This window comes from Paenibacillus polymyxa (assembly GCF_001719045.1).
In the GTDB taxonomy this organism is placed as follows: domain Bacteria; phylum Bacillota; class Bacilli; order Paenibacillales; family Paenibacillaceae; genus Paenibacillus; species Paenibacillus polymyxa_B.
The window spans coordinates 3,190,002-3,210,287 of the sequence record NZ_CP015423.1 but is presented as its reverse complement, the minus strand read 5'-3'; the positions used below and the strand labels follow the sequence as shown (position 1 = coordinate 3,210,287).

17 protein-coding genes are annotated in these 20,286 nt (G+C 46.7%); 6 read left to right on the top strand and 11 right to left on the bottom strand.

Going from position 1 to position 20,286, the window contains the following annotated elements:
• Positions 1-169 precede the first annotated feature (169 nt).
• The 4 genes from AOU00_RS14315 to AOU00_RS14300 all read right to left on the bottom strand — a co-directional run bounded on the left by AOU00_RS14315 (position 170) and on the right by AOU00_RS14300 (position 5,078).
• Positions 170-1,684, bottom strand: coding sequence for an arabinosylfuranosidase ArfA (locus tag AOU00_RS14315; protein ID WP_069290876.1), 1,515 nt, complete (start codon positions 1,682-1,684; stop codon positions 170-172).
• Positions 1,685-2,030: 346 nt separating this feature from the next.
• Positions 2,031-2,885 carry a carbohydrate ABC transporter permease gene (locus tag AOU00_RS14310; protein ID WP_023986622.1) on the bottom strand — a complete coding sequence of 285 codons (855 nt, stop codon included), beginning with the start codon at positions 2,883-2,885 and terminating at the stop codon, positions 2,031-2,033.
• Positions 2,886-2,903: 18 nt separating this feature from the next.
• The gene (locus AOU00_RS14305) at positions 2,904-3,788 is read right to left on the bottom strand and encodes a carbohydrate ABC transporter permease (RefSeq protein WP_069290875.1); all 885 of its coding nucleotides are present in this window, start codon (positions 3,786-3,788) and stop codon (positions 2,904-2,906) included.
• 36 nt (positions 3,789-3,824) lie between these two features.
• Positions 3,825-5,078: a sugar ABC transporter substrate-binding protein gene (locus AOU00_RS14300; protein WP_069290874.1), complete on the bottom strand. Its 1,254-nt coding sequence runs from the start codon at positions 5,076-5,078 to the stop codon at positions 3,825-3,827.
• Between the two features lie 537 nt (positions 5,079-5,615).
• Here AOU00_RS14300 and bglX point away from each other — a divergent pair.
• The 3 genes from bglX (at position 5,616) to AOU00_RS14285 (ending at position 12,411) form a co-directional block, all read left to right on the top strand.
• A complete protein-coding gene (bglX, locus tag AOU00_RS14295) occupies positions 5,616-7,790 on the top strand; it encodes a beta-glucosidase BglX (protein WP_081330712.1) in 2,175 nt (724 codons plus the stop codon).
• A gap of 13 nt (positions 7,791-7,803) precedes the next feature.
• Positions 7,804-11,244: a GH36-type glycosyl hydrolase domain-containing protein gene (locus AOU00_RS14290; RefSeq protein WP_069292050.1), complete on the top strand. Its 3,441-nt coding sequence runs from the start codon at positions 7,804-7,806 to the stop codon at positions 11,242-11,244.
• A gap of 162 nt (positions 11,245-11,406) precedes the next feature.
• Entirely contained in the window at positions 11,407-12,411 is a 1,005-nt protein-coding gene (locus AOU00_RS14285; protein WP_069290872.1) for a LacI family DNA-binding transcriptional regulator, read from the top strand.
• A gap of 100 nt (positions 12,412-12,511) precedes the next feature.
• Here the strand turns inward: AOU00_RS14285 and AOU00_RS14280 are convergent, their stop codons facing one another.
• From AOU00_RS14280 to AOU00_RS14255, 6 genes are all read right to left on the bottom strand, one after another.
• Positions 12,512-13,189 (bottom strand): hypothetical protein, encoded by a 678-nt coding sequence (locus AOU00_RS14280; protein WP_069290871.1) that lies wholly within the window; start codon positions 13,187-13,189, stop codon positions 12,512-12,514.
• Between the two features lie 93 nt (positions 13,190-13,282).
• A complete protein-coding gene (locus tag AOU00_RS14275) occupies positions 13,283-14,503 on the bottom strand; it encodes a stalk domain-containing protein (protein WP_069290870.1) in 1,221 nt (406 codons plus the stop codon).
• 336 nt (positions 14,504-14,839) lie between these two features.
• The gene (locus AOU00_RS14270) at positions 14,840-15,325 is read right to left on the bottom strand and encodes a CcdC protein domain-containing protein (protein ID WP_061830717.1); all 486 of its coding nucleotides are present in this window, start codon (positions 15,323-15,325) and stop codon (positions 14,840-14,842) included.
• Between the two features lie 43 nt (positions 15,326-15,368).
• Entirely contained in the window at positions 15,369-16,136 is a 768-nt protein-coding gene (locus AOU00_RS14265; RefSeq protein ID WP_061830719.1) for an ABC transporter permease subunit, read from the bottom strand.
• Complete coding sequence (locus tag AOU00_RS14260; RefSeq protein ID WP_061830721.1) at positions 16,133-16,846, bottom strand: ABC transporter ATP-binding protein; 714 nt, start codon at positions 16,844-16,846, stop codon at positions 16,133-16,135. The genes AOU00_RS14265 and AOU00_RS14260 overlap by 4 nt, the downstream gene beginning before the upstream one ends.
• The gene (locus AOU00_RS14255) at positions 16,843-17,256 is read right to left on the bottom strand and encodes a GntR family transcriptional regulator (protein WP_061830723.1); all 414 of its coding nucleotides are present in this window, start codon (positions 17,254-17,256) and stop codon (positions 16,843-16,845) included. The genes AOU00_RS14260 and AOU00_RS14255 overlap by 4 nt, the downstream gene beginning before the upstream one ends.
• A gap of 213 nt (positions 17,257-17,469) precedes the next feature.
• Here AOU00_RS14255 and AOU00_RS14250 point away from each other — a divergent pair, with 213 nt between their 5' ends.
• The gene (locus AOU00_RS14250) at positions 17,470-18,042 is read left to right on the top strand and encodes a hypothetical protein (RefSeq protein WP_061830725.1); all 573 of its coding nucleotides are present in this window, start codon (positions 17,470-17,472) and stop codon (positions 18,040-18,042) included.
• A gap of 258 nt (positions 18,043-18,300) precedes the next feature.
• On the top strand, positions 18,301-18,846 hold the full coding sequence (locus tag AOU00_RS14245) for a GNAT family N-acetyltransferase (RefSeq protein ID WP_061830727.1): 546 nt from the start codon (positions 18,301-18,303) through the stop codon (positions 18,844-18,846).
• A 51-nt stretch (positions 18,847-18,897) separates the two neighbouring features.
• Here the strand turns inward: AOU00_RS14245 and AOU00_RS14240 are convergent, their stop codons facing one another.
• The gene (locus AOU00_RS14240) at positions 18,898-19,230 is read right to left on the bottom strand and encodes a hypothetical protein (RefSeq protein WP_061830729.1); all 333 of its coding nucleotides are present in this window, start codon (positions 19,228-19,230) and stop codon (positions 18,898-18,900) included.
• A gap of 187 nt (positions 19,231-19,417) precedes the next feature.
• On the opposite strand from AOU00_RS14240, the gene AOU00_RS14235 reads away from it, so the two are divergent.
• Positions 19,418-20,236, top strand: a complete 819-nt coding sequence (locus AOU00_RS14235) for an alpha/beta fold hydrolase (RefSeq protein WP_069290869.1) — start codon at positions 19,418-19,420, stop codon at positions 20,234-20,236.
• The last annotated feature ends 50 nt before the right edge of the window (positions 20,237-20,286 follow it).

Sequence of the window (20,286 nt, the reverse complement as noted above, 5' to 3'; positions counted from 1 at the left end):
ACATAATATTTATTTAAAATCCACCCTTCTCTTAGAGACCTATATCTATGGAGGGACAAATGGCTCATTTTACGCAAAAAGCTCGCATTGCCGCTCTTGTAATACTCTTACAAGAGAGAATGCGAGCTTATTTAGATACAGTCGAAGCTGGACCTTTTACAGAAGAGAATTAATGTGACTTAGCGAGACGGATAACGTTCCACGATGCTTTGCCCAAATGAGCTTTTACAATTCCGTCTTCAAGCTTGGCGTTGCCGCCGTTGTGAGGCGTAACTTTTTCACCAGCTGGACTGTTGGTCGCTTTAAGATCATCATGCTCCAATACAGTATGCTCGACAATGCGGTAGCCTTCAAAACTGCGTACATCTACTGTCAGCTCCAGCGATTCAGACAAATGACGGTTCACTGCAAAGACAGTCAGTGCGTCTCCCTCTTCATCATAAACTACAGCGCTGTCCAGATAAGGAATGTCTGTGAAGTCCTTGGAATCGTATTTTTCCGAATCCACAACAGGCATCAGCGATATGCCACGACCATAACGGGAGGCATGCAAATACGGATAGAAAATCGTTTGTTTCCACGCCTTTCCGTTATTCTCGGTCATGATCGGCGCAATAACGTTGACCAGTTGGGCGAGGCAAGCCATTTTCACACGATCCGCGTGGCGCAGGAACGTAATCAACATACTGCCTACCAACAGTGCATCCTCAAAGTTATAGATATCCTCAAGCTGCGGCGGCGCCACAGACCACGGATCAATTTTTTTGTCCGCATCATTGGAGTGGTACCATACGTTCCATTCGTCAAAGCTGAGCATCATTTTCTTCTTGCTGCGTTTCTTTGCTTTGATATAGTCACAAGTCGAAATGACCGTATGAATAAAATGATCCATATCCATAGAGCGTGCCAGGTAATTAGCCGTATCATTGTCATGATTGCCGTAGTATTGGTGCAAGGAAATATAGTCTGCTACCTCATAGGTATGATCCAGTGTGGTTGCTTCCCATTCTGGGAACGTCGGCATTGTGGAACTGGAGCTACCACAAGATACAAGCTCAATGTCAGGATCAATCAGCTTCATGGCTTTTGCAGATTCAACAGCCAGTCGGCCATATTCTTCTGCTGTCTTATGACCAATCTGCCATGGGCCATCCATCTCGTTACCAAGACACCAGGTTTTAATCTTATGTGGTTGCTCTACACCGTGACTACGACGTAGATCACTCCAGTAGGAACCGCCTGTGTGGTTGCAATATTCCACCAGATTACGCGCAGCATCAATTCCGCGCGTACCCAGATTAACTGCCATCATGACTTCGGAACCTACATCCTTGGCCCACTTGAAAAATTCATTCGTACCCACTTCATTCGGCTCGACCGTTCTCCACGCCAGCTCCAACTGTCTAGGTCTGGACGCGACAGGGCCGACACCGTCCTCCCAATTGTAACCGGATACAAAATTGCCTCCCGGATAGCGTATAATAGGAACATCAAGCTGTTTTACCAAATCTTTAACATCATTTCGGAAACCGCCTTCATCACTGGTTGAATGAGTAGGCTCGTAAATGCCACCATATACGGCACGCCCGAGATGCTCTACAAAAGAGCCATAAATGCGTTTATCGACTTCAGCAATACGAAAAGATTTGTCTACGATCATCTTTGCTTTTACAGCTGCTGCCACCTAAACCATCCTCTCTGAATGCGAAAATAAAATCCGTTGTACCACCAAGACTAAGAAGCCGTTTTATTTACGGTTTTAATATAACACACCATATTTATTATAGTCAATATTATTATTAAATACTTAATGCATTTATTAATGTTTAGAATAAACGATAAGCAATTGGTTACGTATTTCTAAGTGTTTCGTTTTATAAACAAACTTATTGAGTGAATAACCCTTTTCTAAATAGTAATAGTTGTCCTGCTGATCATATTTCCATTAGAGTAAACGGCGTAGTCTCGTTGGTTTAGAACCAAGAAACTACGCCGTTACTATGTTCAGCCTATAGTTTGTCACTACACTATTACTTAATCCCCGAAATCGTATAGTTCTCGATAATATACTTTTGGAAAACAATGAAGATAATCATGATCGGAACGACCATAAAGGTCGAGCCTGCCATTTGAAGGGCAAATTGACTTTCGTTCTGTCCCTTGAGCAGTGACAGTCCGACGGACAATGTGTACAGCTTCTCATCGTTCGCAATAATGAGCGGCCACAGGAAGCTGTTCCATCCGCCGATAAAGGTTAAAATGGCCTGTACTGCTAGAATCGGTGTCGAGATAGGCAATACGATTTGCAGAAAAGTACGGAACTCCCCTGCTCCATCGAGGCGTGTCGCCTCTAGCAGTTCTTCCGGGATATCGGACATGAACTGCCGGAACAGGAAGATCGCGAACGCACCTACCAATCCAGGCAGGACAATCCCTAGCATGGAATTGGTCAACCCCATCTGGTTCAGAATCAAATAGACGGGAATCATCGTCACTTGGCCTGGAATCATCATCGTTGCCAGTACCAAATAGAACAGAAACCCTTTGCCTTTAAATTGGAATTTGGCAAAGCCATAACCTGCCATGGCATTCAGAAATAATCCGAAGAAGGAAGCTAAAACAATAATCAGCGTATTCGTCAGATAGGTTCCAAAAGCCATGCTATCGAATAGTAATTTAAAATTATCCAGTGTAAAATGCTGCGGCCAGATGGTCGGAGGAATTTTGGTTACCTCCCCCTCTGTCTTAAAGGAGGATAGAATCATCCACGCAAAAGGCAGCACCATCAACAGACCTCCTACGGTCAGGAGAATCGCCACGAACCATTGAAATGTTTTTTCACCACTGCGCGTATTGGCGCGGGCTTGCTGAACAGCTGTTTTCACGTTCATCACCTCTCTCTATCAGGACTCCGCTTTATTTTGCAAACGGAACTGAATCAGCGTCACCGCGATGATCGCGAAGAACAGAATGAACGATCCCGCCGCGGCATACCCGAATTTACTAAATTGGAATCCGTTATTGTAAATGAACAGGGATGCCGTCAGCGTACCGTCGAGCGGTTTCCCTTTGGTCATGACAAACGGTTCCTCGAAAAATTGCAGCCAGCCGATCATCGTCGTGATGGACACGAAGAAAATAGCGTAACGAAGCTGCGGAAGCGTAATATAACGAATTTGCTGCCATGTATTGGCACCGTCGAGCTGAGCCGCTTCATAATAAGAACCCGGAATCCCTTTAATAGCCGCAATAAAAATAATCATGTTTAAGCCGATGCCCCGCCAAACCGCTAACACAATCAGCGAAATTTTCGCTACTGTTGGATCGGTCAGCCATGGGACGGGACCTAAATTCATCTGACCAAGTACGTAGTTGAATAATCCAAGCGTCGGATTATACAGATAGCTCCAAACCACTGCGACCGCAACCACATTCGTTACGGAAGGCAGATAAAACACGACGCGGAATACTTTGAAAGCACGTGATTTCCCCATGTTAATCAGAATCGCGATGCTAAGCGAAAATATCAGCACCAACGGAACACCGATGATGACGAAGAACAGGGTATTACCAAGGGACTTTATAAAGGAAGGGTCCAAAAGCACGTTCGTGTAATTTTCCAATCCTATAAAGCGAATACTTTCATAATTAACGAGTCCGGACAGATCCATATCCGTGAAGCTGATCACGAGCGCCAGTAGTATCGGCAACAACGAAAACAGCGTTAACAGGATGATGGAGGGACCGATAAACAAGTATGGCGCAAGCTTCTGCGAGCTTCCTTTCATGCCTTCACTCCCTTTGACAATGACGGATATGGATCATTATTTTTTCATTATACTTGCAGCCTGCTGATTAAAGTCATCCATTTCCTTCTGTACATCGGCATGACCGCGGTAAATACGTTCGAAGCTCTTGATGAATTGTTGAGAAACCTCTTCCCATGCGGCCAGTTGCGGCAATGCTGCGGAATGATCCAACTGTTTGCGAATCGTCCGAAGCATCGGATCACTCTTCAGTTTGGCATCTTCCCACGATTTAGTAGTTGCAGGCAAGTTACTGGACAGATCCATCCATTTCAGCTGTGTTTCTGGTTTGCTCATGTAAGCCAGGAATTTGGCCGACTCCTCTGGGTGCTTGCTGAATTTCATAATTGAAAGGTTGGCTCCACCCAAAACGGACAGGTTGTTTACTTTGCCAGGAAGCTCCGCTATATTCCACTTACCTTCCAATTCTGGTGCCTTGCTCTTGATTTCTTTAATCATGAAAGGACCGCTGATAAACATTGGAACGATACCCTCGCCTTGCAAACCTTGAACGGAATCAATTCCAATATCCACTGCGTTAGAGCCATTTTGGAAAAAGGTATTCACATACTTCACAGCATCCACAAACGGTGGTTGATTGAACAGCGGATTGCCCTGCTCGTCAACCAGCTTGGAACCGTTCTGGAGAGCAAACATAAAGCCCATAGACTGCTCCTTTGCACTAAAGGAGATGCCATATTTGCCTTTGCCCCGAGCCGCCAGCTTTTGAGCAGCATCGGAAAGCTCTTCCCACGTTTTAGGCGCTTCATTATATCCGACTTGTTTCAGTAGGTCAGAACGATAGAACAAAACTCTCGTTTCAGTGTACCAAGGCACACCGACTGGTTTCCCTTCAAATTTTGTCGTACCTACAGCACCCTCGAAGAAATTCTTCGATTCCAGTTCAGGATACTTGCTGATATAAGGGGTAATATCCGTCAATGCACCCGCAGACGCAAGTTCGGGAACCCATGATGTACCTAACTGAACCACGTCCGGACCGGATTTTGAAGCAACTGCTGTCAGCAGCTTATCGTGAGCGTTATCCCAAGGCAACGCCTGTACATCAACGTGAATATCTGGATTTTCTTTCTCAAAATCTTTTACAATTTCAGGCAGCAGTTTTCCTTCTGCTCCCATGCCCCACATGGTGATGGTCGTCTTGCCGTTCGCATCTTTGCCAGACGAATCATCCTTGGACGAGCAGCCTACCAGCGCGCCCCCCAGTAATAAGGTACTTGCCAAAATGATCCCCAACGTTCTTTTCATCATACAAATTCCTCCCGAGATGATCGGTTTACCGATCATGCAATATGATAACGGATTCAAATACGAGGACTTTGCAAAAATACAATAATTGATTGGAATCGAATTTTGCAAAATCCTGATGCATGTAAATACATAGCGATTAAAGCATACCGCTATAACACTTATGTTCAAAGCACAAGGACCATACCCGTCAATAGAAACGTTTCGATAGTCATTATAGAACAAATTGAAACCGTATTCAATAGCAATATTATTTTTTATTCACTCGGAATCCTGACTTTTTTTCGTTTTTATCATCTTTATTACGCTATTTAGCCTATAAAAATCCGCTGCATTGGATTTGACTCTCCATTTGAAAGCGTATATAATCCAACTGAGTTCATCAATAGAAACGTTTCGATTAATAATACGACAGAATATTATGCTTCTATACTAGCTATTAGCCTGTTCAGCACTTTTTTGAATCATCTTTATCCAAAAAATCTCATGAATCTGAAAAAGAGAGCTGTCCACCAACAATACAGCTTATGGAGGATTATGATGGAACAACACCTGAATTCCTATTTAGAAAACATGACGCTTGAAGAAAAAGTCGATCAACTGCTACAGCTTGTAGGTGCCTTCTTTGAAGAAGCGGGAACAGATAGTCAAATTACCGGTCCTATGGCTTCTCTCGGCATCACAGAAAAAAATGTCCATAACGTCGGTTCCGTGCTTGGCATCGCAGGGGCTAAAGAAGCGATTCGTGTTCAGCAGGCTCATTTGAGTAAAAACCGTCTGGGTATTCCGCTTTTAATTATGGCAGATATTGTACACGGCTTCAAAACGATTTTCCCTATACCGCTGGCTATTGGTTGCTCATGGGATATGCAGCTGGCAGAAGAGAGCGCTACCATTGCTGCCCGAGAAGCGGCTGTATCCGGTGTTCACGTCACATTCGCTCCTATGGTCGATCTGGTGCGTGACCCGCGCTGGGGCCGTGTGATGGAATCTACAGGGGAAGACCCTTACCTCAACAGCGAATTTGCTCGTGCGTTTGTGCGGGGGTTTCAGGGTAAAGATCTGACGAACGATACCGACCGGGTGGCCGCATGCGTGAAGCATTTTGCCGCATATGGAGCTGGCGAAGGCGGACGGGATTACAATACTGTTGATGTGTCCGCATGGCAGCTGCGAGAGTATTATCTCCCCTCCTACAAAGCTGCTTTAGATGAAGGCTGTGAAATGGTGATGACATCCTTCAATACCGTAGAAGGCGTAGCCGCAACGGGCAATAAGCGCCTGATGCGTGATTTGCTTCGTGATGAATGGGGCTTTGATGGTGTACTCATTTCGGATTGGGCCGCCATTAAGGAGCTTATCCCTCACGGCATCGCCGAGGATGAGCGCGAGGCCGCGAAGAAAGCACTGCTGGCTGGCGTAGATATCGAAATGATGACCTCCTGCTATAACGGGCATCTGCCTGAGCTGGTTCGCAGCGGACAGCTGGATGAAGCGCTCATTGATGAAGCAGTGATGCGTATATTGAAGCTCAAACAAAAGCTGGGCTTGTTCGAGAATCCGCTACGCGGCGCAGACCCTGAGCGTGAACGTGAAGTTGTGTTCTGCGACGCTCATCGCACAGTTGCCAAAGAATTAGCTATTAAATCTTGCGTGTTGCTCAAAAATGATTCCATTCTTCCATTGAATCGCAATCAACCTATTGCGTTGATCGGACCTTTTGCAGAGAGCGGCGATATTCTGGGTTCTTGGTCGTGGAGCGGTTCACAAGAGGAAGCCATTCGTGTTGTTGACGGGTTCCAATCGAAAATATCCTCCTCGCTGCTCACGGTAGCGGCAGGATGCTCTATCGACGATATGACTGAGGAGCAATATACAGAAGCTCTGCAAGCTGCCAGCCAAGCAGAGGTTATCGTGTTGGCGCTTGGAGAGCGCTCGGATATGAGTGGTGAAGCAGGCAGCCGTTCCAATATTCGCTTGCCACAAGCCCAGTTGGAACTGGTGAAGCGCCTGAAGACGCTGAACAAGCCTATGGTAGCCGTACTATTTAATGGTCGTCCGTTGGATTTGCACGGTGTTATTGAAGAAGTAGACGCTGTACTGGAAGCCTGGTTCCCTGGTGGCGAAGGCGGCGCGGCGATTGCCGATTTGTTGTACGGTGATGCCGAACCTACGGGTCGCCTGACCATGTCATTCCCGCAATCGGTCGGACAGGTGCCCGTGTATTACAATCATTTTAATACAGGACGCCCGCAGCTAGACCCGAATACAAAAGAACGTTACGTCTCCCAATACCTAGACGTACCGAACGAACCTTTATTCCCGTTCGGCTATGGACTGAGCTACACCAATGTAGCCTATGACAGCGTACAGCTTTCCGGCGACACTCTTACTCCCGGTCAGGAGCTGACCGTTAAAGTGCAGGTAACGAACACAGGAACGCGTCCAGTCGAGGAAACCGTCCAGTTCTATATTCGTGATATCAGCGGTGATACGGTTCGTCCGATGAAAGAACTGAAAGATTTCTGCAAAGTCCTGCTTGCCCCAGGCAAAAGCCGGGAAGTGGAATTTACAGTGACCGAGCCTCAGCTGCGCTATCATCATGCAGATTTGAGCTTTGACAGTGACAGCGGTGAATTTGCCGTCTTTACAGGACCTAACAGCCGAGATACTACAGAAGGCCATTTTCGGTTAGTAAAAGAAACAGGAAAGTGAGGCGTTCCCTTTGATAAATACAAGTCTAGATCAAAATATTTTGCTGCGGACCGGAGACCTGTCTTTTACCTTCTTAAGCAGCGGTGATGTGTACAAGATCGCTCACGGCTCAACGATGATCAACCAACTGTTGACCAATTCAGTCGACGGTTCCTTGAACAATCTGTACTTGAGATTGTACCGTCCGTCCGGTGTAAGTATCACTCCCCTGCTTGGGGTTCGCTCACCGGGAGTAATCCGACAAACGGATCAGCAGATTATTTGGGAAGGTTTCACCGCTGGTGTAGGCTATCAGGTGACCTTCACGCTAAGCCGCCTGGGAGTATGGTTCTGGGATGTAACCCTACAGGGCGATGACGTGGAAGCAGATGTCGTGTACGGTCAGGATATCGGCATTGCCGATACCGCTGCTGTGCGCAGTAATGAAGCTTATTTATCTCAATATATTGACCACACCGTCTACCATGATGAACAAAGAGGCTATACCGTTTGCTCACGTCAAAACCAGCCTCAAAGTCAGGCATTCCCATACATTCAACAAGGCTCGTTAACCCGCACTGTTGGTTACTCGACTGACGGATTTCAGTTCTTTGGACTTTCGTACAAAGAAACGAATGAGCCGGAAGCACTCCGTCGCGACTCGCTCGCCAATGAAGTGTACCAATACGAATTCGCCTATACCGCGTTGCAATCTGAGCGGGTGAAACTGGCTGGGGAAGCTCGCTTTACTTTTTACGGTCTGTTCCAGCCGAATCATCCAGCCGCAGTGACAAAGCTGGAGTATCAGGAACTGGTGACAAAAGCACGTGACGAAGTAGCTGCCATTCTAGTAGACGCTTCCGAGACCATCATACCGGTACGCGCGGCAAGTGATCTTCAGGCAGGGCGTGTGGCTCCAGCTCAAACCATCGGTGAGCCGCTGCGCACGCTGGACTTAACCGATGCCGAAGTGGATCAACTTTTCCCCAAACGGCAGGAAGAAGAACGGGATGGCGATGAGCTACTTTCCTTTTTCACGGACAGCTATGAGCATGTCGTACTCAAATCCAAAGAGCTTCGTGTAGAGCGTCCCCATGGGCACATTTTAATGGGTGGGCATTACTCAGGAGGTAAGGAAGAAACCATTACAACCACCTCCTATATGTACGGGGTGTTCAATTCCCAACTCGTAATCGGCAATACAAATTTCAACAAAATGATTACCAACGCGCGTAATGCGCTCAATATTCCCAAGACATCCGGTCAACGTATTTATGTCGGAATCCAAGGGAAATACCGCCTGCTTACGATGCCTTCCCTGTTCGAGATTGGCTTCAATTATGTGCGCTGGTATTACAAAACGGCAGACGATACATTCATTATTACAAACCATACGAATGTCGATAGCCCAGAAGTACGGCTTCACATGCGTGCGGCGAGTGGCAAAACCTATCCGTTCCTCATCACTCAGCAAATGTCTATGCATGTGAACGAATATGAACTCCCGTTTCATATGGAACGTGAAGGTGACGCCCTACTCTTCCGGGCAGACTCAGCTTCCCTGAGTGCCGAAGCCTATCCAGACCTGCTGTACCGAATGCACATAGAGGGCGCTCCATTACAGCATGTGAGCGACGCTCACGCACTGCTACAGGGGAAAGCTTCTCCTGATGCGTCTCTGGTTGTGCTGGAGCTGGGTGACAGCAGCGAATGGACCTGCACCGTGCAGGGTTGGCTGAATGGGCTTTCAGCTGGGCAAGAATCAGCGCACAAAGAGCGTCACGCTTCCTTTGAAGATGAGTGCGAGCGCTATCGGGCATATTTTGCCGAGCTTATGAACGGTTTCCATCTGTCGCTGGGTCAACACGAAACGAGCGAGCTATTCCGTGTGAACGCAGTGGCTTGGTGGTACACCCACAATATGCTCGTTCACTACTCTGTGCCTCACGGTCTGGAGCAATACGGCGGTGCAGCCTGGGGAACACGTGATGTGTGTCAGGGGCCTGTGGAATATTTCTCAGCTATGCAAAAGTTCGATGAGGTTCGTTCCATTTTGCTGACTGTTTTCAGCCATCAGTACGAGGACAGCGGAAACTGGCCGCAATGGTTTATGTTTGACAACTATACTCACGTGCAGCAAGAAGAAAGCCATGGAGATATTATCGTCTGGCCGCTCAAGGTACTGGGCGATTATTTGACCGCTACCCGTGATTACAGTATTCTGGGAGAAAATGTGCCTTACACCCATCGGCATACTTTCGATTATACCAAGCAGACCGCGACTCTCATGGAACATGCCCTGAAGGAAATCGAATATATTCGCGAGAATTTCCTGCATGATACGTATTTGTCGGCCTATGGCGACGGCGATTGGGATGATACCCTCCAACCAGCCAATGCTCAGCTGAAGCAATACATGGCGAGCAGCTGGACGGTTGCACTCACCTACCAAGTTATTAGTAACTTTGCTGCTGCTTTGGAGCAGGCCCCCGCGGGTGTAGTAAGTGAAGCCGACAAGATCGCACAAGATCTACATCAGATGGCCAATGGCATCCGTAAAGACTTTAACCGCTACATGCTGGAGAGCGGAATTATTCCGGGCTTCGTGTATATGGAAGAGCCCGGCCAACCTAAGCTGATGCTCCATCCGTCTGACACCGAGACAGGAATCCATTATCGGCTGCTGCCGATGACACGCAGCATGATCAGCCAGCTGCTCACGCCTGAGCAAGCATTGGCTCATGAGCAACTCATCCGTGAGCAGTTCCTCTGCCCGGATGGCGTGCGTCTGATGAACCGCCCTGCACAGTATGATGGCGGTGTGAGCTCGCACTTCAAGCGTGCAGAGCAAGCGGCCAACTTCGGACGTGAGGTCGGGCTGCAATATGTGCATGCCCATATCCGCTTTGCGGAAGCGATGGCCAAATTGGGACGCAAGGATGACGCTTGGCACAGCTTGAAGCTCATCAATCCGGTCGGCATACGTGCGTCCGTACCGAATGCCGAATGGCGCCAAAGCAACGCCTATTTCAGCAGCTCGGACGGTAAATTTAATACCCGCTATGAAGCACAGGAACGGTTTGGTGAACTGCGTGAAGGAGCCGTACCCGTCAAAGGCGGCTGGAGAATCTATTCCAGTGGTCCAGGAATCTATATGAATCAGCTCATATCAAATGTCCTTGGTGTTCGTCAGTCGGGCGAAGATCTGATCCTGGACCCCGTGCTGCCGGAGCATCTCGACGGATTGGAATTTGAATTTTCCTTTGCAGGAAAACCGATCACCTTCGTCTACCGCATGCTGCAAGAGCATACTGGCGGTGAGCAAGGCCGTACAGTATTGAACGGAACACCACTGGAAAGCGTGCCAGCCGATGATAATCGCTACCGCTCCGGTGCCTTGCGCATCAAACGCGAGATTTTCGAGCAAGCCTTGGCAGAACATGACGGTGTACACCGTCTGGAGATTATTTTATAAAGCGTTTTTAATGCTAAATCTGGTATAGGCAACAAAGGGATGGCGATCTTGCGGGATCGCCCTTTGCTGCTTATGTGTAGGACTAAGACATTTGGAATAGATATGTGGTTAATAATGAATATACAATAGCAATTATAAGACGGACGACAAGGAGGTGACGATGTGGTCAGCATTAAAGATATCGCCAAACAGGCGGGCGTTTCCATATCTACCGTTTCATATGCCTTGAATGGTAGCGATAAGGTAACAGAAGAAACTTGCGCACGTATTTTAGCCATTGCCAAAGAGCTTAACTATGTGCCCAATGCCGCCGCACGTAATCTCAAGAAAAGGCAGACCAAAATTATTGGCGTTTTCCTAACTGATTTCCGTGGAGACGTTTATGGAGATTTACTGTATGGCATCAAGGAAATTTTGAACCGCAAGGGCTATGATCTCATCGTATGCAGCGGTAAGCAGTCTCACCGAATGCTGCCGGAACGCATGATCGACGGCGCCATTGTGCTGGATCAGACGTTTGATAGTCAGGAGCTACTGAACTACGCCGAGCGAGGACATAAAATTGTCGTGTTGGACCGTGAACTGAATCATCCTAACATTAACCAGGTGCTGCTGGATAACAAAGCGGGCGCCGCTCTCGCAATCGAACATTTATTAGAATTGGGACACCGTAAGCTATATGTGGTTACCGGACCAGAAGGTTCTTACGATTCATGGCAACGGATGCAGGCGGTCAAGCAGACCATTGAGCGTAGCGGCGTGGCTGAAATGATCGAAATTGACGGCGATTTTGAGAAATCGGGCGGTGAACAGGCGGCTGAGATCATTTTGCAGCAACACGTTAGCCCGGGTTCGGAACCTGTAGCCGTATTTTGTCTCAATGATGAAATGGCAGTGGGCTTGTACAATCGAATGGCTCAGTCAGAGCTGACGATTGGCAAGGATATTCATATCGTCGGCTTTGATAATATCGAGCTGGCGCAATATATTCAGCCCCGTCTGACAACGATTGACTATTCCAAGCGTAAATGGGGCGCTGTAGCTGCCGAACAAGTTCTCAAAATCATTGCTGGGGAAGACGTGGAGCATGAACGTTTATACGTTACGCTTGTCCAAAGAGAATCGGCAGGCGCAGCACTCATCACCCAAGATCAACAGAATCTGTGATGAACAGCGTAGAAGTAAACTGCTCGCCAGCCTCCTCCCAAAAAAAAAGAACTTCCACAGGCCCAAAACACGGGGCGGAAGTTCTTTTGGTTATACTTATTTAACTTAACAAATCCTCAATTGAATTCGACAACGACCGTAAGGGATTACCAATCGTTTGCCCCGTCTCCAGCTCCACCTGTAACGCAGCATCAACCATAGACAACTGTGCTACAGCCAGCCCTCTGCTTGGATCAACCTCCCTTAGCTCATACAGCGAACGAACCAGCAATTCCTTATACTCGTCTTCACGTCCCTGCATAATCAGTTCAAAAGCGTCCTCCACCACCTTAACCTCTATCCAAGAAGAGATATCCGGTTTGCCTAACAGAGCAGCCGTATGATAAAGACGCTTCATCGTTCCCTCTACAGTAGCCGGATTCGTGAATACCAAGGTCCGTGGCCGCAAATCATCGCATATCTCATGAAAAAAGGGCTCATCCAGCGCAATTACTGGTGTAGACAGGGTCAATTGAGCTTTTTCTGCCAAAACGATATAATTCGTGCACGTTATCAAAATAACGTCTATATCGCTTTGAGCAATCCAGCTCAGTTGCTCTTCTACCTTGCGACTGGCATCGTCCGCAGAAAAATGCGGGTCTGACGAGATCCGGCGCATAAGCCCAGGGTCCACAAAATGTATCAGCTCCACCTCATAAGAAGCAAAAGCTCGTTCCACATAGGCTATGTTCGAGTGATGTGCATGCAGGCAGCCCACACGTTGCTTCAAGCCTTCCATCGTCCAACCTCCTGTTATAAGTTTGCATCATTTTAACAGGAAGAGGACGATTAGGGAAGCATGCCAATCACGCCATACCACAAATGCACTTTCTTAAAACTTGCCGTTTGTATTTTTCCACTCTGTTTTAGCTGGAACCTCCTGAACTACGTCCCAATGCTCCGCTACCTTGCCGTTCTCTACCCGGAACAGATCATAAACAGCGGCTGAAGTTCCCTTAGACGATGTCAATTCACTCACAACCAGCACAAAGTTGCCTTCTCCAATGACCATGTGAACCTGATCATATCCAAAAGAAGCTCCTTGGCTTCCCGCTGCGGAAAATGCTTGTTTCAAATTGGATACACCGTCACCAAAAAGAGGATTATGTTGAATGTAATGGTCACCGTTATAGTAGCTTTCCAATGCAGCACGATTTTTGCCAACCAGGACATCATCCACAAACTTGCGGATCAGTGTTTTGTTCGTCTCAGTTTGGTTGAGATCCGTGATCTGTGTTGTTCCATCAATCATGGTGTGTCCGCTTGGATTGGCTGGAGCCGAGTCCTGCATGTTGTCCCAATGCTCAACAATTTTACCATTGCTATCGAAGCGGAAAATATCAAAAACAATGCTCGTTTTCCCTGCAATGGATTCTTTATAATGAACCGCTACATCATTACCATCCTGAATTACACGTTGGATTTCAACCTGTACATTGGCACCCTTCGCCTGGCTAATCCCTTGCAGCAACGCATCTCTTCCGCTAGCAAAGCTCAGATTGTGCTGAATGTACTGATCCTTGCTGATCCAAGTCTCGGCCGCTTTCGTGTCTCCGGTTTCAAAGCTTTTCACGATTTCAATGACCTTATCCTTATTACTCACCCCGATTTGCACCGTTTGGCTGGCCGGGTCCCAAATCACTTGCTTGCCCCATGCTTCTTTGACGACATCAACCGGTACATAGGTTACCCCTTGCTTGGTCAAGATGGTCGAGGTGGACAGTGGCACTTTAATCCCGTTGATTTGCGCTTCCGGGCTGCCAGACACCAGTACAACCGTCGCCTGATCATATCGGATGGTCGTGCTTTGTCGCGCCGTATTGAATGTAATATGCTTGGCATCCAACGGAATTCCCAAACTGGAGGCCAATTGTCTCAGGGGAATTAAGACTTGCTTATTTCTCACGATAGGCGCAATTTTGTAAGCCTCCTTCTTGCCATCTACCCAAACCTGAATACCTGTAGCGGGTTTTGTTTCGGCCGCCAAGGCCGGTACAGCAGAAGATAGCACGAGCAAGCCAGCGAGTGCGGCAGTAACCGTATGTTTTTTCATGAATGTAAGCCCCTCTCAACATAAAAAAAATAGAAAATTGAAAACAATTCCCTTTTATGTAACTAATTAAGTTACACCTAATCGCAAGAAGCAACTTTTCCCCGCCTATCTAACTTTAAACCCCATTTAAATCTTTTGAAACCTCAATAACCCTCCTTTCAAAAATTTATAATTGTACTGCTACAATGCAAGCCACAAGCCTTAGAATAAAGGATATGGGGAGCAATAACAATGTGTGATAACTTGCTAATGCCAAAACTCAAAAAGCGGCTCCTATCGCCAAGCGAATGAACGCTTTTTGAATAGTAAGCCGCTGTGTTAACCCCATTGCTATTGTTATACGGATAACGTTCTCCGAAACTTGATAAAGCTCCCGATTCGCCAGATTGAGATATACACCAGCGCCATCGTAATTGCCAGCATGCTAATTTCGGTCGTACCCAAACTACTGAGATACTGGGTCAAAACGACGCGAATCAAGATAATAGCGATAATAATATATTTAAAATATTGGTTCGGCTTGGGATAAATAAGACCGTCATCCCGTCTTTCATACGCCGTATGCAGCAAGATAACATAGCCAAACAGAGCCCCTAGTAGCCCGGCAACCAGCAGTTCCCAAAAGGCGGGGAGCGCGTACGTTTGACCGGGAATATGCATTAATTGGTACACAGACATCATCATAAGCGGGAATGCGATAAACAAGGGGAGCAGAATCCGGATTCCGTTTCCTTTTACCGGTCCCCTTCGTCTCTTGGTCCTTAGCCAGATCATCAGCCCCACCAGAACAGCCATCAATACATATATAAATATCGTCGTCATGGTGTAGTAACTCCTTCCTCATAGATCCTGTAGATACGCTAGCCTAAATCGACAGTTTTTTCTCCAGCAGATACGCGCTCAAGCGGATTAATACATACGCAACAATCCAACTCATCAACACCGCAATCGGGAAATGCCAGGTAAATGGAAACCATTGTCCTGTTTGAGCATGGTCAAACTGCTCATAAAGCCCCTGATCGCCCGACCAATAAAAGACACTCCCGCCACCCATCAAAAGAATCCACAGTATCGGGTTAAGCGGCCGCAAGGTGCTGTATTTGGTACTGGCCGTCAATAGACCCAGCGCAATAACCAACGGTGTGAAGGCGATAATCATCACAAACCAGTTCAATCCGGCTACAATAAAAGACGCTGCATCCGCAAACGTATAAGGCTGTATGGTTGATGAGATGAACAACGCGTACAGAGAACCCACCACAAACAAAAGCGATATTACGACCATGGTTTGTAAAATAGCCGCAATCCATTTGGCGCTAATCAGCCATATGCGCGGATAGGGAAGGGTCAGCCACCATCCGTAGGTGTCATTTTCCCATTCTCTTCTCAAACTTCCCACACCCATAAAAATGATCATGTACGGCAGGCCCAGGGTGACATACCACAGCCTTGTCAATTCGAGCTGGTTGTGAAGTGCGAAGTACAAGGAAATAGCGAACGCCGCAATTAGAAATAATGAGAAATACACGAGTCTCCACGATCTCGGTAGTCGATTGCGACTTTGCTTTCTCCAGCTTCCTTTATTTCGAAATTCATGGCGTATCAAATCTTTGAACAGCCCTGATGAATTCACGCCTTCCACTCCTTTTTGTACAAATTGCGGAACACCTGATTCAGCGAGCCATGCTCTGCACGCAGATCATCCGAATCACCAGACCATATGATCCGTCCGCGGTCCATCATGACCGTGTAGTCAAACAAGCCTTCCACTTCCTGAATATCATGCGTGCTAATGAGTATCGACTGCTGCCGCCCCTCCAAATAATCAATAATCCCGGCTACAATGGCCTCTCTGGAGAGGACATCAATACCCGCAAACGGCTCATCTAGGATCATGATTGGAACCTCACGTGCCAGACATAAAATCAGTAGCACACGTGCCTCCTGTCCGCGACTCAGCCCAGTCATTTTAAGTTCCAGCTCGACGTCCATATGATCAGCAAGTTTATACGCATCTTTTATATTGAAACCAGGCAAAAAAGACTTCCCCCATTCCAGCGTCTGCTGAACTGTATGATGGGGGTACCAGCGTGCCCGGTCAGGAAGATAGGATATATCCCGGTTGGTTTCCCAACCAGGCTGTCGGCCCAACACCTGAAGCTCGCCCCCATCTGGCTGAATCAATCCGGTGATTGCTCGAAAGAAGCTGGACTTCCCACAGCCATTGGGTCCAAGCACGCCTACAATACGTCCTGCCGGAATGATGACATCTAATTGATCCAGTGCTTTTTTACTGCCGTATTGCTTCACCAGATGATTCGCAACCACAACAGACTCCGTCATGCCTTATCGCCTCCTTCCTTGCCATTTCCGTCCTGTTTGCTTCGTATATACTGCTGTACATCTTCCCACGATAACCCCAGGCTACTCATCTGTCCGAGAAACTGATCTATATATGTTATAGCCAATTGTTCCCGAAAGCTGGCAATCCGTTCACCGGACGAAGTAACATAAGTGCCTAACCCGCGCCGCTTCTCAGTCAATCCGTCCCGCTCCAGCTCCTGATATGCCCGCATCACGGTATTCGGATTCATGCGTAATTCCTGCGCTAAATCACGAACAGATGGCATTTTGCTTCCCATTTCGATCTCCCCTTTAGCAATGGAGCTTCGTACTTGATTTAATATTTGTTCATATAATGGCTGGCTAAAGTCAATTAAAAATCGGAACGAGCCAACCCGTTGTTCTTCCATGGGTGTTTCCCCCTAATCGGCTGCATCTATCGTGCCTGTAGTGTATTATATCACTTAATACACGTAATACAAGTTTATTTTAGCTGAAATTTTAGTCATGCCACCCAAATTTCATTCAGTAAATGCTCAGCTTGCGCTCAGATAGCATTCAAGTTGATCCCTTATGATGTATCACGTACCAAACAAACCACAACCGAAAGGTGGAAAATGAAGATGAAGAGCACCAAGAAAGCAATTTTGGCTGGAACGATGGCCTTGGCATTTTTAGGAGGCGGGGCACTGTACTCCACAAGCGCAGCCCATGCTGCTTCAACTACACCTGAGAAGGCTCCCATCGCAGACAAAGCACAGGCACCTAAGGGGAATCCCGGCGATGCTAATGGCCCTAAAATCGCAGGAGGTAACTATGCTGAGAACAAAGCTCTCCTGAAATTATTGAAATTATCCTCCAGTCAGTTGGATACACAGTTGAAAGCAGGTAAATCCCTTGCTACGATCGCCAAAGCACAGGGCGTGAGCGTAAATTCCGTTATTGATGTAATGGTTTCAGATATGAAAGTGAAACTGGCTACGGAAAAACAAAACGGCAAGATTACGGCAACTGAATATAACCAACGTGTCTCTAATCTGAAGCAAATGATGACAGATATGGTGAATGGCGTGAAACCATCCAAACCACCAGTAGATGGCGGTAAAGCGGATGCAGGTAAAGCTCCTACTCAAGGAGATGCAGCCAAGGCTCCTGCTAAAACCAATGCAGCTAAAGCCTCTGCTAAGCAGAAATAGCCACAACTTCCGTTTTCCAAAAGCTGTAGCTCGATAAGTCGCATTCATAAAAACCATTTGTTAATCTGACACATCCACCCATGTATAATAAATCTCCATCCGGCTTCCCTGTACGGGTAGAGAAATCAATAGGCCTGTCCCCTGCTGCGGTACAACAGAAGGAGACAGGCTTATTTGTCATGTAAACAAGATAACATGTGGTAGACTAACATGATCCAGAGGTCATTTTTCACTCTAATTCATAATAAGGAGAATGTAATGAAAATAAATAAACAGGAATTTGATGTGCAAGGAATACACTATACGATCAGATCAGCCATAATTCAAGATGCGAAGAATTTGTCTGAAATCCGCTTGCTGATTGATGGAGAAACTGAAAATTTAGATAGAGAGAAGGGAGAAGCGTTTATAAGTACATCCGGTTTTGAACAGCTCATTGAATCAGATACAGAGAATAACAGAAACCTATTTTTAGTTGCGGTAGTTCATGATAAAATCGTCGGATTTTCAAGATGTGAGGGCCATGTTCTGAGCAGATTCTCTCATAAAGTTGAATTCGGCGTATGTGTACTAAAGGATTTTTGGGGTTACGGGATCGGGACGAATCTTTTAAAAAAATCTATTTCCTGGGCTGACTCCAATGGCATCAAGAAAATAACTCTACAAGTTTTGGAAACGAATGATAAAGCCATTGAGCTTTATAAAAAACATGGATTTGAAATCGAAGGGTTATTAAAAAACGATAAGGTTCTTTCAGATGGAAAATACTACAACACCATAATCATGGGGAGATTTCATAAATAAAAAAAGACCCTGTTCAACAGGATCTTTCATCTTTGCATCCCCACACTTACCCTAATAGCGATAATCATCATAAGGATTGCGATTGCGATACTGATCACGCGGCTGCTGGGCTGCGGTAATCATCAAAAATATGCCTGAGAGCAAATGCATCAACCAGCCCACAATCGGAATCCATCCAATAACCGAGGTCACGATCCCTAAAATAGATCCATAATAAGACTCTCTATTCGTCACCGATAGCACCAACGTAACAATGTGGAAAATCAGCATAAAGAACAATATAGTATACGCGGAATTTACGATGAGCAGCCCGCCCAAAACGGGAATAGCTAAAAACAGCTCCAATCCGCCTGTAATCCATTTTAATGTTTTTGATGGTGTCATTGTTCCACTCTCCCGATGCTGTTTCATTCCATAATTATATCCTATTCCTATACAGGATGACATACATTTTTTGACATATTATATGCTTATATCGTGACAGACTCATCCCTTTTTCGAATGAGCTAAGCCCTGGCTACATATATGTGAGAGAGAATGAAATGACGTGATTTCTAGAGGGGTGAACACGATGGGATATTATATTGAGGTGGAACGCGGCGTGAAGCTGTATGTTGAGGATATTGGAGAAGGCATCCCTGTTCTGATGGTGCACGGCTGGCCGCTGGATCACCGAATGTACGAATACCAGGTCGCCTTGTTGCCTGCTTACGGGTATCGCTGTATTCAGGTTGATCTTAGAGGGTTCGGCAAGTCTGATCGACCATGGCATGGATACAATTACGATCGATTGGCGGACGATCTGCTGGCTGTTATGCAGGCGCTTCAGTTAAGCCAGGTCCGGCTCATTGGTTTTTCCATGGGGGGAGCTGTAGTCACACGCTACATGAGCAGGCACCGGGGATTTGGCGTCAATCAGTTGATCTTAATCGGAGCAGCTACACCCCGGTTCACGCCAACCAGCGACTTCCCTTATGGTACTCCTGTCACAGAGGTAGATAAACTCATCAAACAAGCCTATACAGATCGCCCACAATTGGTAACTTCTTTTGGCGAAATGTTGTTTGCCAATCCCGTCAGCCAGAGCTTACGCGACTGGTTACGTGATCAGGGCTTTGCGGCTTCAGTTCATAGCATGGCTTGTACTTTGTATTCACTACGTGACTCTGATTTGCGTCCTGATTTGCCATGTATACACGTGCCTACTTGGATTCTACACGGCAAGCTGGATCGGGTCTGTCCTTTCCCCCTGGCTGTCCAAACTCAAAAAGGAATCGCCGGATCAAAGCTTATTCCTTTCGAACGTAGCGGCCACGGTGTATTCTACGAAGCGCTACCTGAATTTAATTCTATCTTACTGAGCATACTAGCCCCATCCTACACACCATAATTGAAAGCCTGTTCATTCTTATGTATAATTTATATTTATAAAAAACAAAA

What these genes read in the sequence shown, in the direction of transcription:
- AOU00_RS14270 (WP_061830717.1), bottom strand. Translation starts at nt 15,325, where the DNA reads ATGACGACGATATTTATATATGTATTGATGGCTGTTCTGGTGGGGCTG.
- bglX (WP_081330712.1), top strand. Translation starts at nt 5,616, where the DNA reads ATGGAACAACACCTGAATTCCTATTTAGAAAACATGACGCTTGAAGAA.
- AOU00_RS14240 (WP_061830729.1), bottom strand. Translation starts at nt 19,230, where the DNA reads ATGACACCATCAAAAACATTAAAATGGATTACAGGCGGATTGGAGCTG.
- AOU00_RS14260 (WP_061830721.1), bottom strand. Translation starts at nt 16,846, where the DNA reads ATGACGGAGTCTGTTGTGGTTGCGAATCATCTGGTGAAGCAATACGGC.
- AOU00_RS14305 (WP_069290875.1), bottom strand. Translation starts at nt 3,788, where the DNA reads ATGAAAGGAAGCTCGCAGAAGCTTGCGCCATACTTGTTTATCGGTCCC.
- AOU00_RS14280 (WP_069290871.1), bottom strand. Translation starts at nt 13,189, where the DNA reads ATGGAAGGCTTGAAGCAACGTGTGGGCTGCCTGCATGCACATCACTCG.
- AOU00_RS14235 (WP_069290869.1), top strand. Translation starts at nt 19,418, where the DNA reads ATGGGATATTATATTGAGGTGGAACGCGGCGTGAAGCTGTATGTTGAG.
- AOU00_RS14300 (WP_069290874.1), bottom strand. Translation starts at nt 5,078, where the DNA reads ATGATGAAAAGAACGTTGGGGATCATTTTGGCAAGTACCTTATTACTG.
- AOU00_RS14250 (WP_061830725.1), top strand. Translation starts at nt 17,470, where the DNA reads ATGAAGAGCACCAAGAAAGCAATTTTGGCTGGAACGATGGCCTTGGCA.
- AOU00_RS14275 (WP_069290870.1), bottom strand. Translation starts at nt 14,503, where the DNA reads ATGAAAAAACATACGGTTACTGCCGCACTCGCTGGCTTGCTCGTGCTA.
- AOU00_RS14245 (WP_061830727.1), top strand. Translation starts at nt 18,301, where the DNA reads ATGAAAATAAATAAACAGGAATTTGATGTGCAAGGAATACACTATACG.
- AOU00_RS14255 (WP_061830723.1), bottom strand. Translation starts at nt 17,256, where the DNA reads ATGGAAGAACAACGGGTTGGCTCGTTCCGATTTTTAATTGACTTTAGC.